Annotated in this window: 23 protein-coding genes and 1 pseudogene; 9 read left to right on the top strand and 15 right to left on the bottom strand. The window is 58.6% G+C overall.

The features are described from left to right. Positions 1-6: 6 nt before the first annotated feature. Complete coding sequence (gene htpX, locus HP062_RS29900; protein WP_010461286.1) at positions 7-894, bottom strand: protease HtpX; 888 nt, start codon at positions 892-894, stop codon at positions 7-9. A 316-nt stretch (positions 895-1,210) separates the two neighbouring features. Continuing rightward, entirely contained in the window at positions 1,211-2,422 is a 1,212-nt protein-coding gene (locus tag HP062_RS29905; protein ID WP_010461284.1) for a pyridoxal phosphate-dependent aminotransferase, read from the bottom strand. Positions 2,423-2,648: 226 nt separating this feature from the next. On the opposite strand from HP062_RS29905, the gene msrB reads away from it, so the two are divergent. The 3 genes from msrB to HP062_RS29920 all read left to right on the top strand — a co-directional run bounded on the left by msrB (position 2,649) and on the right by HP062_RS29920 (position 4,186). Further along, positions 2,649-3,044: a peptide-methionine (R)-S-oxide reductase MsrB gene (gene msrB, locus HP062_RS29910; protein ID WP_172792457.1), complete on the top strand. Its 396-nt coding sequence runs from the start codon at positions 2,649-2,651 to the stop codon at positions 3,042-3,044. A gap of 198 nt (positions 3,045-3,242) precedes the next feature. Beyond that, positions 3,243-3,728, top strand: a complete 486-nt coding sequence (locus tag HP062_RS29915; protein ID WP_010461280.1) for a glutathione peroxidase — start codon at positions 3,243-3,245, stop codon at positions 3,726-3,728. Continuing rightward, positions 3,725-4,186 (top strand): MarR family winged helix-turn-helix transcriptional regulator, encoded by a 462-nt coding sequence (locus HP062_RS29920; protein ID WP_172792458.1) that lies wholly within the window; start codon positions 3,725-3,727, stop codon positions 4,184-4,186. The genes HP062_RS29915 and HP062_RS29920 overlap by 4 nt, the downstream gene beginning before the upstream one ends. Here HP062_RS29920 and HP062_RS29925 read toward each other — a convergent pair. Continuing rightward, the gene (locus HP062_RS29925) at positions 4,170-6,491 is read right to left on the bottom strand and encodes a response regulator (RefSeq protein WP_010461276.1); all 2,322 of its coding nucleotides are present in this window, start codon (positions 6,489-6,491) and stop codon (positions 4,170-4,172) included. The two genes, HP062_RS29920 and HP062_RS29925, sit on opposite strands and share 17 nt — an antisense overlap. A 168-nt stretch (positions 6,492-6,659) precedes the next feature. On the opposite strand from HP062_RS29925, the gene HP062_RS29930 reads away from it, so the two are divergent. Beyond that, positions 6,660-7,550, top strand: a complete 891-nt coding sequence (locus HP062_RS29930; protein WP_010461274.1) for an ATP-binding protein — start codon at positions 6,660-6,662, stop codon at positions 7,548-7,550. Continuing rightward, positions 7,547-8,029 carry a GAF domain-containing protein gene (locus HP062_RS29935; protein WP_077747912.1) on the top strand — a complete coding sequence of 161 codons (483 nt, stop codon included), beginning with the start codon at positions 7,547-7,549 and terminating at the stop codon, positions 8,027-8,029. The genes HP062_RS29930 and HP062_RS29935 overlap by 4 nt, the downstream gene beginning before the upstream one ends. On the opposite strand, the gene HP062_RS29940 is transcribed toward HP062_RS29935, so the two are convergent. The 9 genes and pseudogenes from HP062_RS29940 to HP062_RS29975 form a co-directional block, all read right to left on the bottom strand. Continuing rightward, positions 8,030-10,975 (bottom strand): HD domain-containing phosphohydrolase, encoded by a 2,946-nt coding sequence (locus tag HP062_RS29940; RefSeq protein WP_077747911.1) that lies wholly within the window; start codon positions 10,973-10,975, stop codon positions 8,030-8,032. Positions 10,976-11,024: 49 nt separating this feature from the next. After that, positions 11,025-14,681, bottom strand: a complete 3,657-nt coding sequence (locus HP062_RS29945; RefSeq protein ID WP_172792459.1) for a transporter substrate-binding domain-containing protein — start codon at positions 14,679-14,681, stop codon at positions 11,025-11,027. 8 nt (positions 14,682-14,689) lie between these two features. Next, entirely contained in the window at positions 14,690-15,316 is a 627-nt protein-coding gene (locus tag HP062_RS29950) for a response regulator transcription factor (RefSeq protein ID WP_010461270.1), read from the bottom strand. A 256-nt stretch (positions 15,317-15,572) separates the two neighbouring features. Continuing rightward, positions 15,573-15,807 (bottom strand): annotated as a pseudogene (locus tag HP062_RS31270) (hypothetical protein). Between the two features lie 186 nt (positions 15,808-15,993). After that, on the bottom strand, positions 15,994-17,325 hold the full coding sequence (locus HP062_RS29955) for a deoxyguanosinetriphosphate triphosphohydrolase (RefSeq protein WP_172792460.1): 1,332 nt from the start codon (positions 17,323-17,325) through the stop codon (positions 15,994-15,996). Positions 17,326-17,392: 67 nt separating this feature from the next. Next, a complete protein-coding gene (locus tag HP062_RS29960) occupies positions 17,393-18,556 on the bottom strand; it encodes an EAL domain-containing protein (RefSeq protein ID WP_077747909.1) in 1,164 nt (387 codons plus the stop codon). Between the two features lie 126 nt (positions 18,557-18,682). Beyond that, positions 18,683-19,024, bottom strand: coding sequence for a hypothetical protein (locus HP062_RS29965; RefSeq protein ID WP_010461265.1), 342 nt, complete (start codon positions 19,022-19,024; stop codon positions 18,683-18,685). Beyond that, positions 19,021-19,410, bottom strand: a complete 390-nt coding sequence (locus HP062_RS29970) for a phage holin family protein (protein WP_042932237.1) — start codon at positions 19,408-19,410, stop codon at positions 19,021-19,023. The genes HP062_RS29965 and HP062_RS29970 overlap by 4 nt, the downstream gene beginning before the upstream one ends. A gap of 1 nt (position 19,411) precedes the next feature. Next, complete coding sequence (locus HP062_RS29975; RefSeq protein ID WP_010461262.1) at positions 19,412-19,726, bottom strand: YqjD family protein; 315 nt, start codon at positions 19,724-19,726, stop codon at positions 19,412-19,414. Positions 19,727-20,028: 302 nt separating this feature from the next. On the opposite strand from HP062_RS29975, the gene HP062_RS29980 reads away from it, so the two are divergent. Then, positions 20,029-21,237: an ammonium transporter gene (locus tag HP062_RS29980; protein WP_010461260.1), complete on the top strand. Its 1,209-nt coding sequence runs from the start codon at positions 20,029-20,031 to the stop codon at positions 21,235-21,237. A gap of 1 nt (position 21,238) precedes the next feature. On the opposite strand, the gene HP062_RS29985 is transcribed toward HP062_RS29980, so the two are convergent. Further along, entirely contained in the window at positions 21,239-22,951 is a 1,713-nt protein-coding gene (locus tag HP062_RS29985; RefSeq protein WP_010461257.1) for a monovalent cation:proton antiporter-2 (CPA2) family protein, read from the bottom strand. A 206-nt stretch (positions 22,952-23,157) separates the two neighbouring features. Between HP062_RS29985 and HP062_RS29990 the strand changes: the two genes are divergently transcribed. The 3 genes from HP062_RS29990 to HP062_RS30000 all read left to right on the top strand — a co-directional run bounded on the left by HP062_RS29990 (position 23,158) and on the right by HP062_RS30000 (position 24,842). After that, positions 23,158-23,394 (top strand): glutaredoxin family protein, encoded by a 237-nt coding sequence (locus HP062_RS29990; protein WP_010461255.1) that lies wholly within the window; start codon positions 23,158-23,160, stop codon positions 23,392-23,394. A gap of 168 nt (positions 23,395-23,562) precedes the next feature. Further along, entirely contained in the window at positions 23,563-23,880 is a 318-nt protein-coding gene (locus tag HP062_RS29995) for a transcriptional regulator (RefSeq protein WP_010461253.1), read from the top strand. 71 nt (positions 23,881-23,951) lie between these two features. Beyond that, positions 23,952-24,842, top strand: a complete 891-nt coding sequence (locus tag HP062_RS30000; protein WP_154503888.1) for a pseudouridine synthase — start codon at positions 23,952-23,954, stop codon at positions 24,840-24,842. A 69-nt stretch (positions 24,843-24,911) separates the two neighbouring features. On the opposite strand, the gene HP062_RS30005 is transcribed toward HP062_RS30000, so the two are convergent. Together HP062_RS30005 and mobA are read right to left on the bottom strand one after the other, a co-directional pair. Then, positions 24,912-25,133, bottom strand: coding sequence for a YgdI/YgdR family lipoprotein (locus tag HP062_RS30005; protein ID WP_010461249.1), 222 nt, complete (start codon positions 25,131-25,133; stop codon positions 24,912-24,914). A 76-nt stretch (positions 25,134-25,209) separates the two neighbouring features. Beyond that, on the bottom strand, positions 25,210-25,812 hold the full coding sequence (gene mobA / locus HP062_RS30010; RefSeq protein ID WP_010461248.1) for a molybdenum cofactor guanylyltransferase MobA: 603 nt from the start codon (positions 25,810-25,812) through the stop codon (positions 25,210-25,212). Positions 25,813-25,884: the final 72 nt, after the last annotated feature.

Consider the following 25,884-nt stretch of genomic DNA (forward strand, 5'->3'; position numbering starts at 1 on the left):
GAGCTATCAGCCCCGACGACGCAACGCGTCAATACGCTCTTCCAGCGGCGGGTGGCTCATGAACATACGAGCGAACCCTTGTTTGATGCCGCCGTTGATGCCAAAGGCATTCAGCGTATCCGGCATGTGCACCGGTAGGCCCTGTTCGGCACGAAGGCGTTGCAAGGCACCAATCATTGCGCTGGTACCGGCCAGGCGTGCACCGGCTTCGTCGGCACGGAACTCACGTTTGCGCGAGAACCACATGACGATGGAGCTGGCCAGAATGCCCAGGACCAGTTCGGCGAAGATCGTCGCTATGTAGTAGGCGATGCCCTGGCCTTCTTCGTTCTTGAAGATCACCTTGTCGACAAAGTTGCCGATGATCCGGGCGAAGAACATCACAAAGGTGTTCACCACGCCCTGGATCAACGCCAGGGTGACCATGTCGCCATTGGCTACGTGGCCGATCTCGTGGGCCAGGACCGCTTTCACTTCATCCGGCGAGAAACGTTCGAGCAGACCCTGGCTGACCGCGACCAGTGCGTCGTTCTTGTTCCAGCCCGTGGCGAACGCGTTGGCCTCGTAGGCGGGGAAAATCCCGACTTCGGGCATCTTGATCCCGGCTTCGCGGGACAGTTGCTCGACGGTTTGCAGCAGCCATTGCTCGTGACGTGTGCGCGGCTGGCTGATGATTTGGGTGCTGGTGCTCATCTTCGCCATCCACTTGGAGATGAACAGCGAGAACAGGGAACCGGCGAAACCAAAGACCGCACAGAAAATCAGCAGCTGATTGAGGTTGAGATCAACCCCGTTGGCCGCCATGAACCCGTTGAAGCCGAAAAGGCTCAGGGTGATGCTGGCAATCAGCACGACCGCCAGGTTAGTGGCCAAAAACAGCAGGATGCGCATCATGGTTGTAGAAATCTCCTCATGCTAAAGATGTAGCGTACTGCGGGGTATATAAGGTGCTGCACCGGGCTATTCAACCGAGTGACTATTTCAAACTGTGTCCTACAGCAACAGTCTAGCTGCTTGCAGGGCAATTCCGACGGCGATGCGGGAGGTGTTTGACAGCCAATTCGCCTCTCAGGCCCCGTCGTTGTTAGACGCGGCCCCAAAACGTGGCTTCAGTAAGCGACAGGAGCAGTGATGGCTGACAGGGGGCAAAGATATGTTGCTGAATTAATCACCGTGCGACCGATGCACGTGTCGCACGGTGAAGTTCAGTTTACTGGCGGTAGGATTTGAGGAAGTTACCGATCCGGCCAATGGCCATGTCCAGTTCATCCACCCGTGGCAAGGTCACGACACGGAAGTGATCCGGCCAAGGCCAGTTGAAGGCCGTGCCTTGCACCACCAGCAGTTTTTCGGAGAGCAGCAGGTCGAGCACGAACTTCTCGTCATTGTGGATCGGGCAGACTTTCGGATCGATCCGCGGGAACGCATACAACGCCCCCATCGGCTTCACGCAACTCACGCCCGGAATATCGTTAAGCAGTTCCCAGGTGCGATTGCGCTGTTCCAGCAAGCGACCGTGCGGCAACACCAGGTCATTGATGCTCTGGTAACCGCCGAGAGCGGTCTGGATTGCATGCTGACTCGGCACGTTGGCACACAGGCGCATGTTGGCCAGCATGTCGATGCCTTCGATGTAGCTCTGGGCGTGGTGTTTCGGACCGGAAATGGCGATCCAGCCGGAACGGAAACCGGCCACGCGATACGACTTGGACAGACCGTTGAAGGTCAGGCACAGCAGGTCCGGCGCCAGGGAGGCGGTGCAGATGTGCACGGCATCGTCGTACAGGATCTTGTCGTAGATCTCGTCGGAGAACACCACCAGATTGTGCTGGCGTGCCAGTTCCAGCATACCCAGCAGCACTTCTTTCGAATACACAGCGCCGGTCGGGTTGTTCGGGTTGATGATCACCAGGGCCTTGGTGTTCGGGGTGATCTTGGCCTTGATGTCGGCCAGGTCCGGCCACCAGTTGGCCTGCTCGTCGCACAGGTAATGCACCGGGTTGCCGCCGGACAGGCTCACGGCAGCCGTCCACAACGGATAGTCAGGCGCTGGCACCAGCACTTCGTCGCCATTGTTCAGCAATGCCTGCAACGACATCACGATCAGCTCGGAAACGCCGTTGCCCAGGTAGATGTCTTCAATGCCGACACCTTCCACCTGCTTTTGCTGGTAGTACTGCATGACAGCCTTGCGCGCGCTGAACAGGCCTTTGGAGTCGCTGTAACCCTGAGCGGTCGGCAGGTTGCGGATCACGTCCTGGAGGATTTCGTCCGGCGCTTCGAAACCAAAGGGCGCCGGGTTGCCGATGTTCAGCTTGAGGATGCGATGACCTTCCTCTTCCAGGCGTTTGGCGTGCTTGAGCACTGGGCCGCGAATGTCGTAGCAGACGTTGGCGAGCTTGTTCGATTTGCTGACCTGCATGGCGATGTGTTCCCGAAAATGAACGATCCAGGCGGCGTATGAACTACCGTACTGGGAATCCTGCGTATTCACACAGGCCTGACGCCTTGAGATGCAGCACCCATAAATCCGTTTGAATGCGCGTGGTCTGGCTGCCAGACTGGCGTTTGACGAGGCGCAATCATACGTGCCGCCCGATCCGTGGAAAAGGTACAGATCGGGCTTTTTCAGCTGCTGAGGTGTGACGATGGAAAAGTTGGATAAAACCCTGGAAGAATGGAAGGCGATGCTCGATCCAGAGCAGTACAACGTTTGCCGTCTCAAGGGCACCGAACGGCCGTTCTCCGGCAAATACAACGACACCAAAACTGACGGTGTCTATCACTGCATCTGCTGCAACGAGCCGCTGTTCGACTCCAAAACCAAATTCGACTCCGGCTGCGGCTGGCCGAGCTTCTACGCGCCGATCGGCGACAGCGCCATGGTCGAGATCCGTGATGTCAGCCACGGCATGATCCGCACTGAAGTGGTTTGCGCCAAATGCGACGCGCACCTGGGGCACGTGTTCCCGGATGGCCCGCCGCCGACCGGTCTGCGTTATTGCATCAATTCGGTGTGCCTGGACCTGGGACCGCGCGAGTAATGCGAGCCATGTAGGAGCGAAGCTTGCTCGCGAAGGCGTATCAACATTCAGCACAGTTGGTGACTGACCCGACGCCTTCGCGAGCAGGCTTAGCTCCTACAGATATCCGGAGATATCCGGCGCCCCGCACATTTAAATTGCACACAATTCAATTGCTCGCTATGTTCATGGCTTGTTCCGTCAATTCGAGCCAAACCCATGAGCGACAACCTGCTGACCATCCCGGTGACCACCATCAAAGGTGATCAGAAAACCCTGGCCGATTTCGCCGGCAAAGCCGTCCTGGTGGTCAACACCGCCAGCAAGTGCGGTTTTACCCCGCAATACAAAGGCCTCGAAGAATTGTGGCAGACCTACAAGGATCAAGGCCTGGTGGTGCTCGGCTTTCCCTGCAATCAGTTCGGCAAGCAGGAACCGGGTAACGAAGGGGCGATTTCCGAGTTCTGCGAGTTGAACTTCGGTGTCACCTTCCCGCTGTTCAAGAAGATCGACGTCAATGGTGCCGGTGCTCATCCGCTGTTTGTGCAATTGAAGAAACGTGCACCGGGCGTGCTCGGCTCCCAGGGCATCAAATGGAACTTCACCAAGTTCCTGATCGGCAAGGACGGCCAGTTGGTCAAGCGCTTCGCTCCGGCAACCAAGCCGCAGGACCTGAGCCGCGAGATCGAAGCCCTGCTCAAATGAACACCCTGTCCGTCGATTCGCTGAAGCTCGACAGCCAGCTCTGCTTCAAGCTGTATGCGGCTTCTCGGGCGGTGATCCGCGCCTACAAGCCGATGCTCGATCAACTGGGTCTGACCTATCCGCAATACCTGGCGATGCTGGTGTTGTGGGAATGGCAGGAAACGGCGCCGGAGCAGCCGACGGTCAAGGCGCTGGGCGAACGCCTGGCGCTGGATTCCGGCACCCTGACGCCGTTGCTCAAGCGCCTTGAGCAGATGCAATTGGTGCAGCGCCAACGTTCGGCGCGCGATGAGCGAGAAGTGCACCTGAGTCTTTCGCCGACCGGCAAGGCTTTGCGTGATCAGGTCGGGCCGCTCAAGGCCCGGTTGCTGTGCGACAGCGGCGTCGATCTGGATCGCCTGCATGATCTGCGCGACGGTCTCGATCACCTGCTGGGGCAAATCAAAGCGCTGTCGTAGTCGGTATCCACAGGTCGAGCAACGCGGCCAGTTCTTCTCGGCGAAAGGGCTTGGCCAGGTAATCGCTCATGCCCGCCACACGGCAGCGTTCGCGTTCCTCGGACATGGCGTTGGCAGTCAAGGCCACGATGGGCAGTTGTGGCCAGCGCCCGCTGCGACGGATTTGTCGGCTGGCTTCATAGCCATCCATCACCGGCATGTTGCAGTCCATCAGCACCAGGTCGAATTCGCTGTGCTCAAGCTGATCCAGGGCTTCGGCACCGTGAGCGGCGACGATCACCTCGCAACCGAGTTTGCCGAGCATGCCCTTGGCCACCAATTGATTGACCGGGTTGTCCTCGACCAGCAGGACACGTCCGCGTCGTTGGGGGGTAAGGTTTTCGACCCGGGCACCGTTGATCAGGTTGCTTTCGGGCAGCAGCACCCGGCGCAATGTCTGGTACAGCGCATTGCGCGCCAAAGGACGAGCCTGCTGTTGCAGGGGCGCCAGGGCGTTGGCTTCTTCACTGGGCATGAAGCTGCCATAGGCGGTCACCAGCAAGATAGGCGCGTCGAGGGTCGGGCGCAGGCCAAACAGGCATTCGGGGCAGTCGGTGATCAGCACGTCCGGGTCGAGGCCGATGAACGAGTCATCGATGGACCGTTGCTGATAGTCGAGCCCCCAGCCGGGCAACAGGTTTTTCAGCAGTTCCGCCAGGCCGCTGTTGGCCGCGGTGACGGCAATGACCTTGCCCGGTAACGGCTGTGGGGCGATGGCCCGGGTGTGGCAGGGCAACGGCAGGTCGGCGCAGAACTGGCTGCCGAAACCCGCTTCCGAGCTGATGGTCAGCCGCCCCTGCATCGCTTCGCAGAGGTTATAGGTCAGCGCCAGGCCCAGCCCGGTGCCGCCAAATTGGCGGGTTATGCCGGCGCCGGCCTGCGTGAAAGGCTGGAAGATTTTGACCTGAGCATCCTGGGCAATCCCGATACCGGTGTCGCAGACTTCGATTCTGACGCCATCTTCAAAGGTTGAAAGGCGCACATCCACCCGACCGAAACGGGTGAACTTGAGGGCGTTGGACAACAGGTTGCTGACGATCTGCCGGACGCGGGTCGGATCCCCCAGCACCAACGCCGGAAAGTGCGGATCGATCAGGCAGGTCAACTCGACGCTGGGCGCGGCGTTCTGCGACAGCAGATTGGCGGTGTCTTCGATCAGCGACCCGAGGTCGAACGGAATGTGTTCGAGTTCGAGCTGGCCGGCATCGAATTTCGACAGGTCGAGAATATCGTTGAGCAGTTCCACCAGCACTTTGCCCGAGTCATGGGCAATGGACAGCTGTTGCTGTTGTTCGGCATTGAGCGGGCCGTCCAGCGAGAGCGCGATCATGCCCAGCAGGCCGTTGAGCGGTGTGCGGATTTCATGGCTCATATTGGCGAGAAACACCGAACGTGCTTCGGCCATATCGAGGGCGGTGCTTCGTGCGACTTCCAGCTCCTGGTTCGATTGACTGAGCCGGGCATTGATCGCCTTGAGCTCCGCGGTGCGGGCCGAGACGATGTTTTCCAGTTGCCCGAGGTAGTCGGTCAGGCGGTTTTCGGCGTTGCGCCGCTGCTGGATTTCGGTGGCGATGTTTTCGAACTGCTGGTTGGCCACTTTGACCAGCACACCGATTTCATCGTTTTTATGTCCGCTCGGGTATTCCAGCCAGGTCGGTTCCGCGCTACGCGGATCGCGCCCGCTGAGTTCGCGGATGACCCGCACCAGCGGCTTCGTCAGCATCACGTAGAACAGCGCCAACAGGATGCCGGTCAGGATCAGGCTGCGAGCGAAGCCGTTGAGCAGCGTCACCTCGGCCCGGCGCAGGAAACGGCTGCCGAAGGCGTAGGTATCGACTTCCAGTCGCAAGGTGCCGAGTGATTCGTTCGGCAAGTGATCGAGGTAGAGACGGTCTTCAAACTGGCGATTGGCGCCGAACAGGAAGTCGCTGATCATCCGATAATTGCTTTGCAGGGTCGGGCGTTTGACGCTGGCCAGGACGGTGCCGTTGTTGTCAGTCAATTGCGCACCGATGATCGCCGGCGAGCGCAACAGGCCCATGGTCAGTTCCTGGGAGAGTTCGGCGTCGATGTTGTAGGCGATGCGGGACGCGGGGTTATGGCTGATTTCCAGTAAAGACAGTATTTCACGGTTGATGGAGGCGTCTTCGCTGGCATAATCGATGCCTATTTGCAGCAGACTGAGCAGCGTGCCCAGAATGAAACCGACAAGCACGGTCAGCCTGGCTTGCTTGTATGACAGCCGGTGGGTGAATTTGATATCCATGGGGTGTTGAACCACTTCCGTTTCCCTTCGCTGCTCAAGCATAGTCGATCATGCATGGATACCGATGTTCTCGCGAGCCCTTGTGCAACAAGGGATGAACCGGGTGCCGAATGCTTCGTTGCGTCGCTGCAATGCCATCATCACTGTGAACGTGCCCGAGGAGAAGACGTGGATTCCCGATTGAATGCTTTTCTTGAACGCGCCGATGCTGTCCTGGCCCGTATCGAACCGCTCTTGCCTGCTCCTCGGCAAGCCATCGACTGGACGCAATGCCTGGCCGCGCGCTGGCAACGCGAGGGCCGCAGCGGGTTTCTGCTGCCGCTGCATGTCAGCCTCGACACGCGGTTGTCCGACTTGATCGGTGTCGACCGCCAAGTGGAGCAACTGGGGCGAAATACCCAGCAGTTCCTCGACGGCATGCCCGCCAACCACGCTCTGCTCTGGGGTTCGCGCGGCACCGGCAAATCGTCGCTGGTACGCGCATTGCTGGCCGAGCACGCCAAGGCCGGCCTGCGGTTGATCGAGATCGAGCGCGATCACCTGGCGGACCTGCCGCGCGTGGTCGAACAGATCGCCAGGCTGCCTCAGCGTTTCGTGCTGTTCTGCGATGACCTGTCGTTTGAGTCGGGCGAAGGCGACTATCGCGTGCTCAAGAGCGTGCTCGACGGCTCGCTCGAACAGGCGCCGGATAACGTCTTGCTGTACGCCACCTCTAACCGTCGCCACCTGGTGCCGGAGAAGGAAAGCGATAACGAAAACTGGAAACGGGTCGATGGCGAACTGCATCCCAGCGAGGCGGTGGAAGACAAGATCGCGCTGTCGGACCGTTTTGGATTGTGGCTGTCGTTCTATCCGTTTACTCAAGAGCACTTCCTTGACGTCGTCGAGCACTGGATCGGGCAATTGGCCGGAAAATCCGGCCTTGAGTGGCAGCGTAACGAAGAGCTGGACATCCTCGCCGTGCGCTGGGCTACGGGCCGGGGCAACCGCAATGGACGCTGCGCGTATCAATTTGCCCGCTATTGGGTGGGGCTGAAGCTGTTGGAGCACAAAGCATGATCGATTTACAGAAGAGCGGCCAAGGCCTGGACGGTTACGGCATGTTATGGGCGCAGCTGGAGTCGCTACTGGCGGACGAGCGTGACTTTATCGCCAACGCCGCGCAGTTTTCGGCGTTCCTGTACAGCCAGCTCGACGACTTGAACTGGGCCGGTTTCTACCTCAATCGTAACGAGGAGCTAGTGCTTGGCCCGTTTCAGGGGCAGATCGCCTGTGTGCGGATTCCGTTCGGTCGCGGCGTGTGTGGGACGGCGGCGGCGACCTTGAAGACCCAGTTGGTCGAAGACGTTCACGCGTTCCCCGGGCACATCGCCTGCGACAGCGCCTCGAACAGCGAGCTGGTCGTGCCGCTGGTCAAGGACGGTCGCCTGATTGGCGTGCTGGACCTCGACAGCCCGAGTCTGGCGCGGTTTACAGCTGACGATCAGGCCGGTATCGAGCAACTGGCGGCGATTTTCCTGCGTCTGACCGATTGCTGATCACACCCTCAAGCCGGCCTTGAGCAACAGGCTTGACGGGTCGACCGCATCGATCTGCCTTGGATCGAGGAATCGGTCGGCGTATTGCAGATAGATGCCGGCGTTGATGAACAAGCCGAACAACTCCGGATCGATATGGGCGTCACGGCACATGGTGGCCATGATGCCCAGCGCTTCGCTCAAGGTCTTGGCCTTCTTGTAAGGGCGATCGGCGGCGGTCAGTGCCTCGAAAATATCGGCAATCGCCATCATCCGTGCCGGCAGACTCATTTCTTCGCGCTTCAACTGTTTGGGGTAACCGGTGCCGTCCATTTTCTCGTGGTGGCCGCCAGCGATTTCCGCGACGTTGTTGAGGTGGCCGGGGAAGGGCAAGTGGCTGAGCATCAGGATCGTCTGCACCATGTGATGATTGATGATGTAACGCTCCTCGCGGGTCAGCGTGCCTCGGGTGATGCTCAGGTTGTAGAGCTCGCCTCGGTTGTATTTGTAGCGCGGCACATCGAGCTTGAAACCCCAGGGATTGTCTTCCGGAATCAGTTCGCTTTCGGCGCGTTCGAACAGGTGCTCGGGCTTGTCCGCCAACAGCGGCTCGCTGACCGGCAAGGTCGGTGCCGGGGTTCGTGCCTGGCGGCGGTTTTCTTCCCAGGACACACCGATTCGATCGTCCAGGGTACGGGTCCAGTTGCGCTGGGCAATGCTGCGCAGCCGTTGCAGATCGGCTTCGGCCATGGCCTCTGCGCCCAGATTACAGCGGGCGACGAAGGCGAAATCATCATCCAGCCCGGCCAGGTTGGCATTGCGCAATTCGGCCAGGTGCTGCTCGTCACCGCCCAGGGCGACGGCTTGCCAATAATTGATCCAGGCATCGCGCTTGAGGACCTCGAAACGGGTGCGGATTTCATGGATGCGGTCGTTCAGGGTCTCAAGCTTGGTGGCTTTGTCGACCACGTATTCAGGCGTCGTGACCTTCCCGCAATCGTGCAGCCAGGCCGCAATGTGCAGGGCTTCCCACTCATCTTCGGTGGGTTGGTAGTCGCTGAAGGCCGGGGCCTGACTGGCGGCCGCCGCCTGGGCGAGCATCAGGGTCAGCTCCGGCACTCGCTGGCAGTGGCCTCCGGTATAAGGGCTCTTGGCATCGATCGCGCCGGCCAGCAGTTGAATGAAGGCGTCCAGCAGTTGTTTCTGTTTGGCTTGCAGGCGCTGGCTCTCAATGCTCACGGCCGCGGCGCCGGACACCGCCTGGAGAAACGCGATGCGGTCCGGGCGCAGTTTTTCCAGGTCGCTTTGTGTGCCGCTGTCGGTCAAAAGCAGGATCAGCAGGCCCACGGTTTCGTTGTGCCGATTGTGCAAGCGGATGCCGATCAGGTGCACCCGGGGGTATTCCAGCGCGAGCATCACCTTCTGCAAATCCCCCGCCTGTTCGAAACCCAGATTGGTCACGATATTGTCGGCGTTCGACAACTGCTGCAGCCACTGAGGACTCTGCGGATCCTGGAGTTCGTGTCCCTGAACTCCGAATGAGGGCAATGCTTGTGACGTGCCATTGATGACCAGGCCCTGGGGCTCCATGCGATCGCTGTCACGTTCGCGCAGGTAAATAAGACCGGCCTGGGCTTGCCCGATCTTCACGGTTTCAAACAGCACCCGCTGCAGCAACGGCGCAAAGCGGGTCTCCGCGCTCAAGCTATCGGTGATCTGGAAAAAACTGCCCAGAGTGTCCTTCATCCGCGCCATCGACACGCTCAGTTGGTCAATTTCAAGCACCGGCGAACTGTGGCCGATCGGAAAGTCGAAGTTGAAACTGCGCACCGCATCGGCTTCCTGCACCAGCGTGCGCAGGGGCTTGACCAGGACTCTGGAGGTCAACCATCCCACGGGCAGGCACAGCAGCAATGTCGCCAGAGTAATCAGCGCGCCTTGCCAGCGCATGCGGTAGGCATCGGCGAGCAATTCGTCCTCAGGCACCAGCAACGCCAGTTGCAGTCCCTGGGGGCCGCCCTCCGTCATGCTGCTGCGCGCCACGATCCATTGACGACCGGCGGCGTCCAGCCGATTGCTGGCAGGAGGATTGGAGAGCAGGGCGCCGAGGCCGGGGCTGAGGTCGGCAGCCTTGTTCAGGCGAGCGGTCTGGCCGTCGATGATCAGCTTGTCGCTGTCGGGGTAGGCGATGGCATTGCCCTGGGCATCGAACAGCACGATTTCGGTATGGGGCGTCACCACGTGTTTGGCCAGGGTAGCCGACAATTCGGCCAGGGTCAGGTCGGCCCCCATCACCGCGTTTTCACCACTGCGCCGGGCCAAGGTAGTGCCGACGTTGCGGGTGGAGAAAAAAACGTAGGGGTCAGTGGTGATCTGGTTCACGTCGCCGCGTGCGCTGGAGAACCAGGCACGAGTGCGGGGATCGAAGGTTTCGTCGGGGTTGTCCAGGCGGTTGATGAGCGTCAGGGATTGATCAAAAAACAGGAATTGGGAGCGGATCTGACCACTGCTGCTGTGCTCGATGCTCCAGACTTGAAACGCCGCTGAATCGGGGGCTTTCAGTTCAGTTCTCAGGGATGCCGTCCGCAAGGGGCGGACCATGAAAAAATCACCGTTGCCATAACCCAGGTACAACGATGCCAGGTTGGGGTTGTCGTTGAGCGACTGGCTAAAGGGCTGGAGCAACGCCAATCGCTGTTCCAGATCCGGAGCGCGGGTCGCCGGGTAGTCCGCCAGCAGGCTCAGCAGATGGCGAATCGGTTCGTAGGTGCCTTGCAGGTCCAGGCGAACATCCTGCTCGATGCGGTTGAAGAGCTTTTCACTGCTGGAAAGAATGATCTGCGTGGTTTGCCCGTAGTTGAAAATGCCCAGCACCGCACCGGTCAGCAATAACAGAAAGGTGAACATCACACTGATATGGATGTGCAGCGGAAACCGGCGTTGATCCGGGCGCAGTGGGCTGGGCATTGCGGGTCTCTCCATGATGTTTAACACACTGCTCAGCGTCCAAGCATAGTTAAGGCTCCATCATTCTGCTTTTCTCGTTGTGGCCTATCTGTTGCTGCAGCGCCTGCTCCAATGCCAGCTCCAGTTCGACCATCGCCCGGTCCATGGCCTTGGTGCAATTGACGACTGCTTCAGGGGGGAGCACGTCATGACAGGCGTTTTCCAGCGCCTCGCAGCTGTCGATCAATCGGCAAGCCTGGACGATTCGCGCAGCACCCTTGATTTTGTGGGCCACCTCGATGAAAGCCTGCCGATCTTCCGTGGGGGACAACGCCAGCAACTCTTGCCGATCCAGACGATTGCTGTTCAGCAGTTCGGACAACAGGCGCCGGTCCAGTGTCGGGCTGCCACCCGTCAGCAGATGCAGCCCTTCAAGACTGAAGGCCGGGGTGCGGACCGTTGGCGCAACGCCTTCAACCCATTGACTCAAGGCTGTCAGGCTCAGGGGTTTGAACAGGCAGTCGTCCATTCCGGCTTGTCTGCAGCGTTGTATTTCTTCCGGTTGTGCGTTGGCGGTGAAGCCCAACACGGTACAAGGCCGGCTCTGCGTTTGCTGTTCATGTTGGCGAATGGAGCGAGCCAGTTCGTATCCGTCCATGATCGGCATGTTGCAATCGACGATCACCAGATCGAACACGTTGTCCTTCCAGGCCTTCAACCCCGCTTCGCCATCCGGTGCGGCGCTGTAGCGATGCCCCAGGAACTCCAGTTGCTGACACATGAGCAAGCGATTGGCGGGATGGTCGTCGACCACCAGGACGTTCAGCACAGCCGAGGTCGGGTGGAGGGACGGTTCAGCGGTTTTCGACACCCGCTCGGCTGGCAGTGTTGCAAGGTTCAGCGAGATCCTGACCTGAGTGCCGATACCAGCCTGGCTGCTCAACTGCAGGTTGCCGCCCATCATCTCGCACAGATTGCGGCTGATCACCAGACCAAGCCCCGCGCCGCCTCTGGCTGCCTGCGCGGAATGATCGGCCTGGGCGAAAGGCTCGAACAAACGCCGTTGGTCCTGTTCGCTGATCCCGACCCCACTGTCCTGAACCTGTAACTGCAACAGCACCCGGCCGGGTTCGTCGGTCGGATGCAGTTCGACCACAATCCGGACCTGACCCTGTTCGGTAAATTTGATGGCGTTGCTGACGAGGTTGGACAGCACCTGCTTGAAGCGCATTGGGTCCAGCAGGACATCGGAGGGTGGTTCTGCCGGGTTGAAGTCCAGCCGCAGGCGCAGATTTTTCTGGCGGGCCAGTCCGTCGAAAATCCGCACCACCGACGCCACGGTTTCTCTCAGGTTGACGCGTTCCGGGCTCAGGCTCAGGCGACCGGATTCAATTCGCGCAATATCAAGAATGTCCCCGATCAGGCTCAGCAGGTCTTTCGCCGAGTGGTAGGCCACGTCAATGGCCGGGCGATCCGGGTGGCTGTGATCGATACGCTTGAGGGTCAGTTCGAGCATGCCGATGATGGCATTCATCGGCGTGCGGATTTCATGGCTCATGGTCGCCAGAAAGGTGCTTTTGGCACGGTTGGCTTCATCCGCACGCTCTTTCGCGGCACGCAGGTCGTCGAACAGTTGTCGGCGCTCGCTGATGTCGATCCAGCCGCCAATGATGCCTTGTACTTCACCGCTGGAGTCCCGGTAGGGAAGTATCCAGTGATAAATCGTCAGTGTGCGGCCACCGATATGCAATGGCCGATCGAGAATCAGCGGAGTTCCTTCGGCCACGACGCGTTGGTAATCCGCCTGGTATTCCTGGGCTTCAAATGAGTTGCTCAAGCTGCCCTGCATGACGTTTTTACCAATCACGTCTTCGCGTTTGGCGCAGAAGACCTCCAGGTAACTGTCGTTACAGCTTTGCAGCAAGCCCTGGCGATCGCGCACGTAGATGGGATGAGGCGTGCCGTTGACCAGCGATCCCATGAACTCGAGTTGGTCGTTCAGGGCGAGCTCGGCGGCCAGGCGCTGATTGATCTGGCGGCGCATGTAAGCGTTCCAGGTCATGGACATCAGCAGCAGCACGCCGACACCCAGAACGATCTGATAGAACACTCGGTGATAGTTGCGCCAGGTACTTTGCGAAGCAGACGAGTAGCCTCGCCAGCGGCTGTTGATAATGCCCAGCTCTTCCGGCGCGATGCTCAGCAGGGCCTTGTCGAGGATCGAACCCAGCTCTTTGGCGTCACGCCCGGTCGCCAGGGAGAACGCGGCTTGCCGGGTACCGATGGTGGTGCTGATTTGAAGTGCGTGCTCAAAGATTCGCGATGAGATGAAATAGTTGGCAATCACCAAAGAGCTCACCGTCCCTTGCGCCTGACCCTCGGCGAGCAATTCCACGGCGCTGAAGGTGTCCGGCGTTTCGATCAGATGGATTCGCGGGAACTCGCGGCGCAGGTAGTCCGCCATAGGATTGCCTTGGGCGATAGCCAGGCGCTTGTCCGTGAGTTGCGTCAGATTTGACGGGCTGTCGGCAGCTTTGCGAGTGAGCAGTACAACGGAGTTTTCCAGATAAGGACGGCTGAAGTTCAGCATCGCTTCACGTTGGGTGCTGGGGAGCAGGGCGGCAATCAGGTCGGCCTGATGGCTGTTGACCTGCTCGATCATCTCGTCATCGTTACGGCTGCGATGGATCTCGAAGCGCAAACCGGTGCGCAATCTGATCAGTTCGAGCAAGTCGGCGGATACGCCCCGGAAGTTACCGTCGCTGTCGAAAAAGGTCAGCGGGGCCAACGCTTCGTTGACCACGACCCGCACGACGGGATGTTGCGCCAGCCAGCGTTGTTCACGGTCGCTGAGTTGCAGTTTCTGATCGGTGAGAAGAATGTCACTGCCCGCACTCCAGCGTTTGGCGATGTTTTCTCGCTCGCTGCCAGGGGGCGCTTTGAGGATGGCGTTGATGATCCCGAGCAGAGCCGGGTTGCCCTTGTGTACGGCGAAGCTGAAACCGTGGGCCTCGTGTTTACCAAAGTTGGCCATGCGGATGTTGTTTAGATACCCCTTGTTGATGATGTAATGGGTTGAAATGGTGTCGCCCAGAAAAACATCGGCCTGGTCGAAAGCCACCGCATTGATTGCATTCTGGTAGGAGGGGTAGGAAGTGATGATCGCTTTCGGGTACAGGGCTTTGACTTCGTCCAGCGGCAAGTAGTGATAAACCATGCTCAGGCGCAGTCCGGCGAGCCCGTCGCTCAGGGATCTGGTTTCGCCTTCCCGTGTCACCAGAACCGGTTGATCCACGGCATAGGGCAAGGACAGCACGATGTCCGCATTGCGGGCTTCAAAACCATTGGCGCTGCCGAGCATGTCGACCTCGCCTTTTTCCAGGGCTTTGATCGCGTCTCCCCGGGAAACGTAGCGCTGGACCTTGACTGGCAGGCCGGTGGCCTTGCCCAGGATGCCCGCGTAATCAGCAGTGAAACCTTCGTAGTCGCGGCCGCTGATGGTCAGGTCGAAAGGAGGGTAGTCGGGGGCAGAGGTGCCCAGAATCAGTTCACGCTTATTGTTAAGCCATTGTTGTTGCGATTTATCCAGTTGGACTTCCATGTGTCCGGTCATTGAGCGACTGAGCAGAGTGTACTGCTCGCTCGCCGTCGGTGCCGCGTGCGCTGAGGTGCTCAGACATAAACCCGCGACCAGCGGTATCAGATAATCCATTAAACGACTGGGCATCCTGTTTCTCACACTAACGCGTTGCGTTTTGCCATATCAATGAGTTCAACGAGTGATTTGGCCTTGAGTTTTTGCATGAGGCGTTTTTTGTAAGTGCTGACAGTCTTGTTGCTCAGGAACATGCCCTTGGCAATTTCCTTGTTAGTGCGGCCTTGGGCAAAAAGTTGCAATACCATCAGCTCTCGGTCATTGACTGACTTGAACAGTTCAAGGTCGGAATATCGCTCATCGTCAGCACGGACAGGATTCAAGGCCTGGCTGGGGAAATAGTTGTAACCTGATAGTACCGCTTTAATTGCGCTCACCAGTTCACTAAGGTCTTCCTGTTTGCATACATACCCGGACGCGCCGGATTGCATGCAGCGAATACCGAAAAGTGTCGGGCACTGGGCTGTTAAAACCAGCGTTTTCAGGGGGGTACTCATTGCGTTGAAGCGGGAGAGAACTTCCAGCCCATCCAGTTTGGGGATGCTGATGTCAAGAATGACCAGGTCTGGCATGCATTCACGAACCATCTGCATGGCATCGACCCCATTATCAGTTTCGCCGACGACTTTGTAACCCTCATGTTCGAGCAACATTCGGACGGCAAGACGGATGACAGGGTGATCGTCGACAATAAAAACGGAGTTCATAATCAAATCCCATACGCGCTCAAATAAAGCGCGCACCTTAGCTCAGATAGTTGAGGGGGGATCAACTGACAGGCCTGTAGTGGCAATATAAGATAATTCCTACATTCGAAGAAGAATCGGACTACGGATCAACTAGGTTTTGCATGAGGATCAGTCAAGGTGTTGTTTGTGCGTTTGGTGGGTCGGACAGATTGATTTGAAATGGATTAGATTGTTGTTTAAATGTTTTTTAGTGTGTCTTTGTTTGGGGGCTTTTTTACAGTGAAATCAAGGTCAATAAGTTTCTAAGGTCTGATTGTTTCAGGGGTTTTATCAAATAGCCCAACAAGGGCAGCCCGTGTTCGACGGCTATTCTTTCAAGAGCGTCCAGTTCAATGGATGTCAGACTACTCAGCACAATGGCCTGTCTGATCATTCCCATTTGGCTGGTTGGCCCTGAGCTGGAAGGGGTGGTCTTCCACCAGCAAGATGCGCCAATCGTGTTCAGACATGGGTTTTTTCATGCTTCATCTGTCGAGCAGAGGGCGCGTGATTATTTCGCGATCGGACCGTTCATTCGATCAGTCGGCTCTGCACTGGGTGTAGGGCGATTCTGCTGACGCGCGGATTGAAACGAGAAATGCACGGAACGTCGATCAGCCGGTCAGGAGGCCCTGACGCGGCTGAACGATGCACGGTTATCCGTGGGTTGAGCGACCGGTCATTTCCAGTGCCATTTGACTGGCATAGCTGTCGGTCATGCCGGCGATGAAGTCGATCATTCTCAGGAACGAGGTGTGTAAAGGACCATGAGGATCGGGCGCATTGTTGCCTAGCAGGTCGAGGATGCGCCGGCTCTTGAAGGACGGTGTTCGACCGTTGTGTTGTTCCAGTGCCGCGCCACAGAATGCGTTGAGGAGGATTTCGAGGGTGGTATAAGCGCCGATTTCGTGCAGCGTCTTGCGCTTGTCCTGGAAGATCTTTTTGCGCGCCATGTCTTTGGCATTCAAGACGCAGCGCTTGGCCGGACCATGCATGTGCTCCACCAGATCGCCGGGCAGCGTGCCGGCCAGCAGCGAGTCCTGTTGCTCGACGAAGGCCCGGGCGGCGGCATTGGTCAGGTGCTCGATGGCCTTGCCCCGCAGGATCGCCAGTTTACGCCGACGCGAATCCAGTGGGCCCAGTTGGCGATAGGTTTCCGGGAGATCATCACCCACCAGGTCGAGCAGCAAAGACTCGACTTCGGCGTACTCCAGCAGGTCCATTTCCAGGCCATCTTCCAGATCGATCAGCGCGTAACAGATATCGTCCGCAGCCTCCATCAGGTACACCAGTGGATGGCGTGCCCAGCGCTGTTCCTCCAATTGCGGCAAGCCGAGCTTAAGGGCGATCTGCTCCAGCAACGGCAGTTCGCTCTGATAGCAGCCGAACTTGTGCTTTTTGTAGCCCAATGAATCGGCGTGCTTTGCCGTCCACGGGTATTTCAGATAAGTGCCCAGCGTGGCGTAGGTCAGCCGGGTGCCGCCGTCGAATTGATGGTATTCGAGCTGGGTGAGCACCCGGAAGCCTTGGGCGTTGCCTTCGAAGTTCAGGAAGTCATTGCGTTCGACGTCGCTCATGGCGTCCAGCCAGCCACGGCCGGCGGCCTGCTGGAACCAGTGACGGATCGCGTCCTCGCCGGAATGCCCGAAGGGTGGATTGCCGATGTCATGGGCCAGGCAAGCCGATTGCACCACCATCCCCAGGTCGCTCGGTTCGCACCAGTCGGGCAAGGCGCTGCGAATGGTCTCACCGACGCGCATGCCCAGCGATCGACCCACACAGCTGACTTCCAGCGAGTGGGTCAGGCGTGTGTGGATGTGATCGTTGCTGGTGACCGGGTGGACCTGAGTCTTGCGCCCGAGGCGGCGAAAGGCACCCGAGAAGATGATGCGATCGTGGTCTTTGTGAAAAGGGCTGCGGCCGAGTTCTTCCGGGCTGTGCAGAGGCTTTCCGAGGCGTTCGCGGGTAAGCAGGGTTTGCCAATCCAAGGCTGGACTCTCCGTCAGGTGACTGAGCCTCTAGCTTCCGGGTTCGTGCCTGCGCCTGCAAGCAGTACTAGAGCCCGGCGGCGTCGATGTCGATGAGCAGCAGTCGCTCGCCGTTGTCGAAAAATTGCCCGGCGGTGAGGCAATACTGATTGCTGGTGGCATCGCGGTAGGTCGTGGACAATGTCAGGCGCCGCTCTTCCCAGCCCTCGGCCAGCAACTGATAGAAATAGGGTCGCCACGACCAGTTATGACCCAGGTAGCGGTTATCGGCCTCCCAGCCGTTGTTGCGCCATTCCAGATTGGGCGTCAACTGGGTGCCGTGACGGTCGCATTGATAGAAGCGCAATAGCCATGGAAACGCCTGCAGCTGTGGCAAGGCGCTCAGCGGCGCACGGGCCAGGGCCCAGGCTTGCAGGATCGCCATCAATTCGCAGAGTTGCTGGCGCATGATCATCAGTCGACCGCGTTCGCCCAGTTTCTGCTGAACATAACGCTGGCGCAGTTGCGCGAAACGTTCGACAAAGGCGTCGGTGGCGAAGAAGTCCTCCTGCGCCCGGGCAAAGAGAAATCCTTGTACGTAACGCGAGCCGCACTCCAGGGCGAAATTGAGCTGATCTTCGGTTTCCACCCCTTCGGCAATGATCCAGCACCCGGTTTTCTCGGCCATTTGCGCCAGGGCTTTCACCACGTCGCTACTGGGGCCGCCCAATGCCGCGGCCTGGAACAGTCGCATATCGAGCTTGAGAATGTCCGGTTGCAGGGCCAGCACGCGATCAAGTTGCGAGTAACCGGCACCAAAATCATCGATGGCGATCCGTGCCCCGGCGTGTCGATAGCGTGCCACGACGTCGGCCAGGCGCTGGATGTCGCCCCCCAGTTCGGTGATCTCGAAGACGATGCGTTGCGGATCGACGTTGTGTCGGCTCAATTGCTTGAGGCTCGGTAGAGCCTGGTCCGGCCGTAAGCGGTTGATCCAGCGCGGTGATATGTTCAGGCTCAGAAACCAGTCCGATGGCGCTTCATGCAAACGGCTCAGCGCGTTATCGCGGATCTGCCGGTCAAGGCGCCGAAGGGCGATGGCGGGTGTTCGCGGGTCGGCGAACAACGGCCCCACCGAAGCCAGTTGACCGTCGGCCTGTCGCAGTCGACCCAGCGCTTCCACACCCGCGATACGGCCCGTGGCGGTATCGATAAATGGCTGAAAGCAGGCGAGCGGTTGCCCGTCGATCACGAGGCCTCCTTAGTAAGGTCTTGTTTTTGGATTGAGCTGTTCGCCGGGTAGGCACACAGGATTGAACCTCTCGATAAAGAGGTTAATCCCGGTGGTGTTGCAAGAATGCAGCCAGATAGTGGCTATTCAGTCTTTGCGCGAAGAACCCTGCATGACCAATTTGATCAGGGGGCCCAGCGTTGTGCCCAGGCGAACCAGCCGGGTCAGGCTGCCGGTACCGCCGTTCTTGGCACCTTTACCGGTCAGAAAACCGAGCAGCGTCACGGCGGCCATGCCCCAGAGCGGGGCGTGCTTGATGCCGAAGCCATCGTGCAGGTTTTTCGTCATCCCGCGTACCCGCTGCAGGGGTTGCAGCAATTGCGCGGATTCGTGACGGATTTCCTGGCGATGCATTTCCATGCGCAGGCGTATCAGCGCCTTGCGCATTTCGGTGCGAGAGCTGTTATGGGGCAATTCAGGCAGGCTCATGGCAGCAGGCGCTCCCTATCGTTGGCCAATTCTTCCAGGGTGCCGTGGAAGGGTGAGGACTCATCGAAAATCGCTGCTTTCAGGCGCATGGCGCAGAAAACTGCAGCCAGGGTGTAGAACACACAGAGTCCGATGATCGCTGGCAGACGGTAGGTGTCCCAGAACAGAATCAGCACCAGCGTCGACAAGCCCACCAGCAACAGCAACGCAAAGACCAGCGCCAGGCCTGCAAACAGCAACAGGCTTACGGTGCGCGCTTTCTGTTCCTGCAACTCGATGCCGAACAGTTCGACATGGCTGTGCAACAGTCCAAGAAAAGCGGCACCCAGGCGCCGCGATGAAGAGCTTGTGCCCGTCGCGGACGAGCTGGATTCACCGATAGACATATCAGCGCCGAGTGGCCAGCAGGCCAATCAGAAAACCGACACCCGCCGCAATCCCGACCGATTGCCATGGATTGGTCTGTACGTAATCTTCGGCAGCGGTAACGGCAGCCTGGCCGCGTTCGCGCAGGGAGTCTTCGGTCAGCTTCAACGTTTCGCGGGCACGCAGCAGGCTGTCGTGGATCTGGGCGCGCAGCTCATCGGCCTGATCGCCAGCCAGGGTTGCGGTGTGTTCCAGCAACCGCTCGGTGTCGTTGACCAGAGTCTGAAAGTCGTTCATCAGGATATCTTGAGCAGTCTTTGCTTTGATGCGGGCCATTGGTGATCTCCGTAATTGGCTTCTGAAGCGTTCGAGTATGAGCGTTATGTGAAGGTTCAGTACAAATGACTGGTACAACTTTTGCTATGTCATGGTGCATCAGCCCGCGCCGTTGCGCTGTTGCCGGGCATGATTTCAGGAAAACCCTGATTCAAACAATTAAAACTCGCGTCTAGGTTTCAGCCTTGTGCGCCAAAGCGGTTCATGGGGATCAATGCCTTGATCCTGCGAGCCGCAACTTGGTGCACAAATTCTCTGCGCGAACCGCTTTGGTGCCTTTTAGCCTTCAGGTCTGCCAACCCATGGAAAATCTGCAAAGCGCTGTGGACAGTCTGGTCCATAGCTCCAATACGTTGTTCATTCTTATCGGTGCGGTCATGGTTCTGGCCATGCACGCCGGTTTTGCCTTTCTTGAAGTCGGCACAGTTCGACAAAAGAATCAGGTCAACGCCTTGTCGAAGATCCTCAGCGACTTCGCCATTTCGACCCTGGCCTACTTCTTTATAGGCTATTGGATTTCCTACGGGGTTACCTTCATGCAACCAGCGGCGGTGATCAATGCGGATCATGGCTACGGGCTGGTTAAGTTTTTCTTTCTGCTGACCTTCGCGGCGGCGATTCCGGCGATCATTTCCGGAGGCATTGCCGAGCGCGCCAGATTCGTTCCGCAGTTGTGTGCGACGGCGCTGATCGTGGCGTTCATCTACCCGTTCTTTGAAGGCATGATCTGGAACGGCAACTTCGGGCTGCAAGCCTGGTTGCTGGAACAATTTGGCGCCAGCTTCCATGACTTCGCGGGCTCGGTCGTGGTCCACGCCATGGGCGGATGGCTGGCCCTCGCGGCGGTGTTGTTGCTCGGCCCCAGGCAAGGGCGTTATCGCGAAGGGCGGCTGGTGGCGTTCGCACCGTCGAGCATTCCCTTCCTGGCATTGGGTTCGTGGATCCTGATCGTCGGTTGGTTTGGCTTCAACGTCATGAGCGCCCAAACGCTGCAAGGCGTCAGCGGATTGGTCGCGGTGAACTCGCTGATGGCCATGGTCGGCGGCACCGTGGCGGCACTGATCGTCGGACGCAACGACCCGGGGTTTCTGCATAACGGTCCACTGGCCGGGTTGGTGGCGATCTGCGCAGGTTCCGATCTGATGCACCCGGTGGGCGCGCTGGTCACCGGTGTGATCGCCGGGACCCTGTTCGTCTGGTGCTTCACCGCGGCTCAAGTCAAATGGCGCATCGACGATGTGCTGGGTGTCTGGCCGTTGCATGGTTTGTGTGGTGTCTGGGGAGGACTCGCCTGCGGCATCTTCGGTCAGAGTGCATTGGGTGGTCTGGGTGGGGTGAGCCTGATCAGCCAGTTGATCGGCACCTCGTTGGGTGTGATCGTCGCGTTGCTCGGTGGTTTTGTGGTGTACGGCGGGATCAAGGCGTTGCATGGTCTGCGCCTGAGCCAGGAAGAGGAGTATTACGGTGCGGACTTGTCGGTGCACAAGATCGGCGCCGTGAGCCAGGACTGATTCACTTTTCTTCATCGTCGCTCCCGGGATAAAAACCGTGCAGCAGACGATAACGGTCATGCCGTATCTGGTCGGCCCGCTCCTGTACCTGATGCGCGGGTAAACCCAGCATGATCAGGGCGTGGGAGGCGAGCATCAGGCTCGATTCCAACAGCTCGGGCACGACTTCGCTGGCGCCGGCCGCTTTCAACTCGGTCAGTTGGCTGTCGTCTCGAGTGCGTACCAGGATCGGAATCTTCGAGTTCAATCGGCGCGCTTCCTGGAGAATCAAGAGCGCGATGTCGGTCTGGTCCACGGCAATCACCAGCAGCCTGGCTCGCGCCAGCCCGACTGCGAGCAGCAGTTCACCGCGCCGCGAGTCGCCGTAATGCACACAGGTTTCATCCACGGCAGCTTCCTGGACACGCACCGGATCGGTGTCCAGCGCAAGGTAAGGTTGGCGCGCGTTGCGCAATGCGCGGCCGATCGACTGACCCACGCGACCGTAGCCACAAATCACAACGTGGTTGTGCAAGTCGGCGTTAAGCGCGCTGATTTCTGCCAGTTTTGCTTCTTCGTTGGGCTTGCGATGCAGGCGTGTCGCAATGTGGGGGGCGGCGCGCAGCAACAACGGTGTCACCAGCATCGAGCAGAATGTCGCGGCCAGCAGAAGACCTCCGAAGTCGGCGGGCATCAGTTTGTTTTGCTGCATCTGCGCCATCAAGGCAAAGCAGAACTCGCCACCCTGAGCCAATGCAAGGCCGCTGCGCCAGGCGGTTTCGCCGTCGCTGCCGCGCCATTTGACCAGCAGCGCGACCACTGTGCCCTTGATGAGCAGTAACCCAAGCGTCAGGCCGAGAACCATAAGGCCGTGGCTGACAAACAGCTGCAAGTCGATCAGCATGCCGATGCTGACGAAAAACAACCCGAGCAAGATGTCGCGGAACGGTCGGATGTCCGCCTCGATCTGGTGCCGATAGTGGCTTTCCCCCAGCAGCATGCCGGCGAGAAATGCACCCAGGGCAGGGGAGAGACCGAGCAGGTGAGTCAGCCACGCGGTCAGCAAAACGATGACCAGCGCCAGCAGCACGAACAGCTCCGGGGAGCGGGCGGCGGCAACTTCATGGAACAGGCGGGGCAACAACCATCGACTGGCCAGCAACAAACCACCGAACAGCACCAAGGTCTTGCCCAGCGTCAATGGCAATGCCCAATACCAGGCTTGATCGCTGTTGCCGGCGAACACCGGCACCAGGGTCAGCAACAGCACCGCCACCACATCCTGGAACAGCAACACGGCGATGGCATTCTGGCCGTGACTGCTGAATATCTCGCCGAGGCTGCTCAGCTCCTTGCTGACTATGGCCGTAGAAGACAGCGACAGACCGGCACCGAGTAACAACGCGGGCGTCGTCGGCATGCCGAACAGCATCAGCAATGCCCCCATCAAAATCCCGGACACCAACACTTGCAGGCTACCAAGGCCGAACACCACCCGACGCAGCTCGATCATCTTCGACAGGGAAAACTCCAGCCCAAGGGAGAACAGCAGAAACACCACGCCCAACTCGGCCAGGTCTGGCAACTCTTCGCTTTCATTCACCCAGTTGAACGCCGTCGGCCCGATCATCAGCCCTACGCACAGGTAGCCCAGCACCGGAGGCAAACGCAGGCGCTGGAACAATGCAATCACCACCAGGGAGGAGGCGAGAATGATCAAGAGGTTGGCGAACACGAAAAACTCCGGTGAGGGGCTGGCTACTCAAGCGTAGAAGTAAAAAAAACCTGAGCATCACGTAATTGGCCGCTGGAGCGACTGATATGCGTCAGGGTTTTACCGCCGCCCATTGCGATTTGTGCTCAAGGGCAGAAAATTCACTGGCTCGACGGCTTTTCGGAGCAAGCCTAGAATAGGTTCTTAATTTTTTAGGTTGAGCGCTCATGCTTCCTGAATGTCAGTTGTTCGGCACCCTTGGGTGCCACCTCTGTGAAGTGGCCGAAGCCATGCTGATGGAGTTTGTCGAACGTGGTCTGCTGGTGGAGCTGGTGGATATCGCTGAAGATGAAACATGGTTTGAAGCTTACAGCCTGCGTATCCCGGTGCTACGGCGGGTCGATACCGGCGCTGAACTGGGCTGGCCATTCAATGCCGACGAGGTGGTGGCGTTCCTGCGTTAAGCGGTTTTGTGGTTGGCGATGTCCCGTTTGTCGAACTTTGCGAATGATCCCCTTGGCTTAACCGATGCTCTTCGGATACTGTATGCGCATACAGTTATTCGTAATATTGCCGTTCGCCCCTGGTTTTCAGGTTCGAGCAGGCAGTATCGGGCGTGAGAGGGGAAGATCGTGGTCAATGTCGAACAATTGAAAAACAGCGTGAACCGGATGTCGGTTGATGTTGTGCGCGAGGCGGTCCTCGAATTGCGTCTGGATGGTCTGGTCACGGAAGGAAAAACACCCTTCAACAAACTGCACTTCAACACCTGCTTTGCCGAAATCGAAGCGTTGTTCCAGCGCGCGGGTTATCACCGCCAGCTCGATGTCGTGGGTTATCAGGGCTTGTTGTACGCGCTTTATGATCCAGGCCGCTGGGAAGCGGTCGATGTGCTGCGCTGGCTCAAGGAGTTCACCGAAGCGGCGGCGCGCAAGCAGATGCCGGCGTGAGGATTCTCTTCTAGGTTCGTTCCGGCCACTGTTGGATAATGCTGGCCTGTATTGAGGGTCAGAGCGTTTGTATGTCCACTTCATCTTTTTCTGCTTCGCACAACCAGGCCAGCACGCTCTATTTGCCGCCGGGTCCGTGGCAGACCGTGCTCGATTGCCTGTGCGACCACTTCAGCGCTATTGGTCGTGAACAATGGCTGGACAGGATTGCTCGTGGTCGCGTGCTTGACGGGCACGGTCAACCGATCGCTCTGGATCTGCGTTACAAGGAAGGCCTGCGGATTCATTACTTTCGTGAGGTGCCGGACGAAAAACCGATCCCGGTGGTCGAGTCGATCCTGTATGCCGACGAGCATCTGGTGGTGGCGGACAAGCCGCATTTTCTGCCAGTGACGCCTGCCGGGGAATACGTGGAGCAGACGTTGTTGCGGCGGCTGATCCGTCGCCTGGATAACCCGAATCTTGTGCCTTTGCATCGCATTGACCGGCACACGGCGGGACTGGTGTTGTTTTCAGCGAACCCTGAGAGTCGCTCGGCTTACCAGTCATTGTTTCCTACACGAAATATCGAAAAACGCTACGAAGCAATCGCCCGCGCATTGCCTGAACTCACCTTTCCACTGGTTCATAAAAGTCGGCTGGTCGATGGCGAGCCATTCTTTCGCATGCAGGAAGGTCCGGGTACCAGCAACACCGAGACGGCAGTTGAGGTTCGTGAGAAGAACGGCGATCTCTGGCGTTATGGACTTTATCCAGTGACCGGCAAGAAGCATCAGTTGCGGGTGCACATGACTGTTTTGGGCGCCAGTATCTGCAACGACCCGTTCTACCCGCAGGTGCTCAAGGATGTCGAGGACGACTATGCCAATCCCTTGAAGCTGCTGGCTCAGGGTTTGCGGTTTGTCGACCCGATCACAGGTCAACCACGTGAATTCGAGAGCACCATCACCCTGCAATGGTGATCACAGTGCATCAGGCACGAAAAAGCCCGCATCAAGCGGGCTTTTCTGTATCCGGTGGTGCCGTAACCATTACAACTCTTTAACGGTACGAACCTGATCCTTGTTGATGCGGGTGTGTTTGCCATCAAGCTGTTCGAACTCGTAGAAACCCGATTCGTCATCGTATTTTGGCGCGTCGACGGCCTGGATTTCGCGACCGTCATTCAAGGTGATCACTGTAGGCGATGCGCAACCGGCGAGGGTTGCAAGGCCCAGTGCGAGCATGAGAGTGGCGAGGGTCCGTTGAGTCATGAGTGTGTCTCCGAATATGAATTCTTTTGGTTACTGAGCTTGAGACGTATGCAACGCGCGCAAGTTCCTTCTCGTGTCAGTCTGACACAGTGTTGTGTGCACTTAACAGCTCCGGCGTGTTGAGGTTGGCCAGACGAGGATCGTTATCGGGACATTGCAGGGCGGTAGCGCCCAATTTGCGCATGAGGCGTCCCGGACTGCGTTCGCCCTCATTCCAGGCTCTTTCAAACGCTGCCGAAAGCGCCACCGGGATGATGCACAGCAACGGCTCCCAGTGTTCGTTATGGCGCAGCATCAGCGGTTTGTCCGGATGCTGGCGGGCGGTTTCGCGCATGCTCTGGAGCAGGGCCGCATCGATGCGCGGCACATCGCACGGCAACACCAGCAGACAGGCGTGGCGGGCGGCCCTGAGGCCGGCGCGAATACCGGCCAAGGGTCCCGGGAAGTCGCCTTCATCGTCATGGACCAACTGGTCGGCAAAAGGCGCATATTTTTCCAGGTTCCTGTTGCAGGAGATGATCAGATCATCACTCAGCGCGCGGGTCTTGCGATGCAGGTGCGCGATCAGTGGCTCGCCATGCCATTCCAGCAAACCCTTGTCCTGGCCGCCCATGCGTTGGCCTCGACCACCGGCCAGGAGCAGAATGGAGCAGGGCGGCAAATGTGTACTCAAGGTCATGGCACGTCTCCATGGGGGCGGCGAAAAAACGGAGCGCTGTGATATAACACCGGGCTGTTTATCCTACAACTG

It is taken from the genome of Pseudomonas sp. B14-6 (assembly GCF_013260315.1).
Classification (GTDB): domain Bacteria; phylum Pseudomonadota; class Gammaproteobacteria; order Pseudomonadales; family Pseudomonadaceae; genus Aquipseudomonas; species Aquipseudomonas mandelii.

Coding starts and splice junctions, on each gene's coding strand:
- HP062_RS29965 (WP_010461265.1), bottom strand. CDS start 19,024: ATGAGCCTGCCTGAATTGCCCCATAACAGCTCTCGCACCGAAATGCGC.
- HP062_RS29915 (WP_010461280.1), top strand. CDS start 3,243: ATGAGCGACAACCTGCTGACCATCCCGGTGACCACCATCAAAGGTGAT.
- msrB (WP_172792457.1), top strand. CDS start 2,649: ATGGAAAAGTTGGATAAAACCCTGGAAGAATGGAAGGCGATGCTCGAT.
- HP062_RS29925 (WP_010461276.1), bottom strand. CDS start 6,491: ATGGATATCAAATTCACCCACCGGCTGTCATACAAGCAAGCCAGGCTG.
- HP062_RS29940 (WP_077747911.1), bottom strand. CDS start 10,975: ATGCCCAGCCCACTGCGCCCGGATCAACGCCGGTTTCCGCTGCACATC.
- HP062_RS29935 (WP_077747912.1), top strand. CDS start 7,547: ATGATCGATTTACAGAAGAGCGGCCAAGGCCTGGACGGTTACGGCATG.
- HP062_RS29970 (WP_042932237.1), bottom strand. CDS start 19,410: ATGTCTATCGGTGAATCCAGCTCGTCCGCGACGGGCACAAGCTCTTCA.
- HP062_RS30005 (WP_010461249.1), bottom strand. CDS start 25,133: ATGACTCAACGGACCCTCGCCACTCTCATGCTCGCACTGGGCCTTGCA.
- HP062_RS29945 (WP_172792459.1), bottom strand. CDS start 14,681: ATGCCCAGTCGTTTAATGGATTATCTGATACCGCTGGTCGCGGGTTTA.
- HP062_RS29905 (WP_010461284.1), bottom strand. CDS start 2,422: ATGCAGGTCAGCAAATCGAACAAGCTCGCCAACGTCTGCTACGACATT.
- mobA (WP_010461248.1), bottom strand. CDS start 25,812: ATGACCTTGAGTACACATTTGCCGCCCTGCTCCATTCTGCTCCTGGCC.
- HP062_RS29990 (WP_010461255.1), top strand. CDS start 23,158: ATGCTTCCTGAATGTCAGTTGTTCGGCACCCTTGGGTGCCACCTCTGT.
- HP062_RS30000 (WP_154503888.1), top strand. CDS start 23,952: ATGTCCACTTCATCTTTTTCTGCTTCGCACAACCAGGCCAGCACGCTC.
- HP062_RS29950 (WP_010461270.1), bottom strand. CDS start 15,316: ATGAACTCCGTTTTTATTGTCGACGATCACCCTGTCATCCGTCTTGCC.
- htpX (WP_010461286.1), bottom strand. CDS start 894: ATGATGCGCATCCTGCTGTTTTTGGCCACTAACCTGGCGGTCGTGCTG.
- HP062_RS29975 (WP_010461262.1), bottom strand. CDS start 19,726: ATGGCCCGCATCAAAGCAAAGACTGCTCAAGATATCCTGATGAACGAC.
- HP062_RS29980 (WP_010461260.1), top strand. CDS start 20,029: ATGGAAAATCTGCAAAGCGCTGTGGACAGTCTGGTCCATAGCTCCAAT.
- HP062_RS29920 (WP_172792458.1), top strand. CDS start 3,725: ATGAACACCCTGTCCGTCGATTCGCTGAAGCTCGACAGCCAGCTCTGC.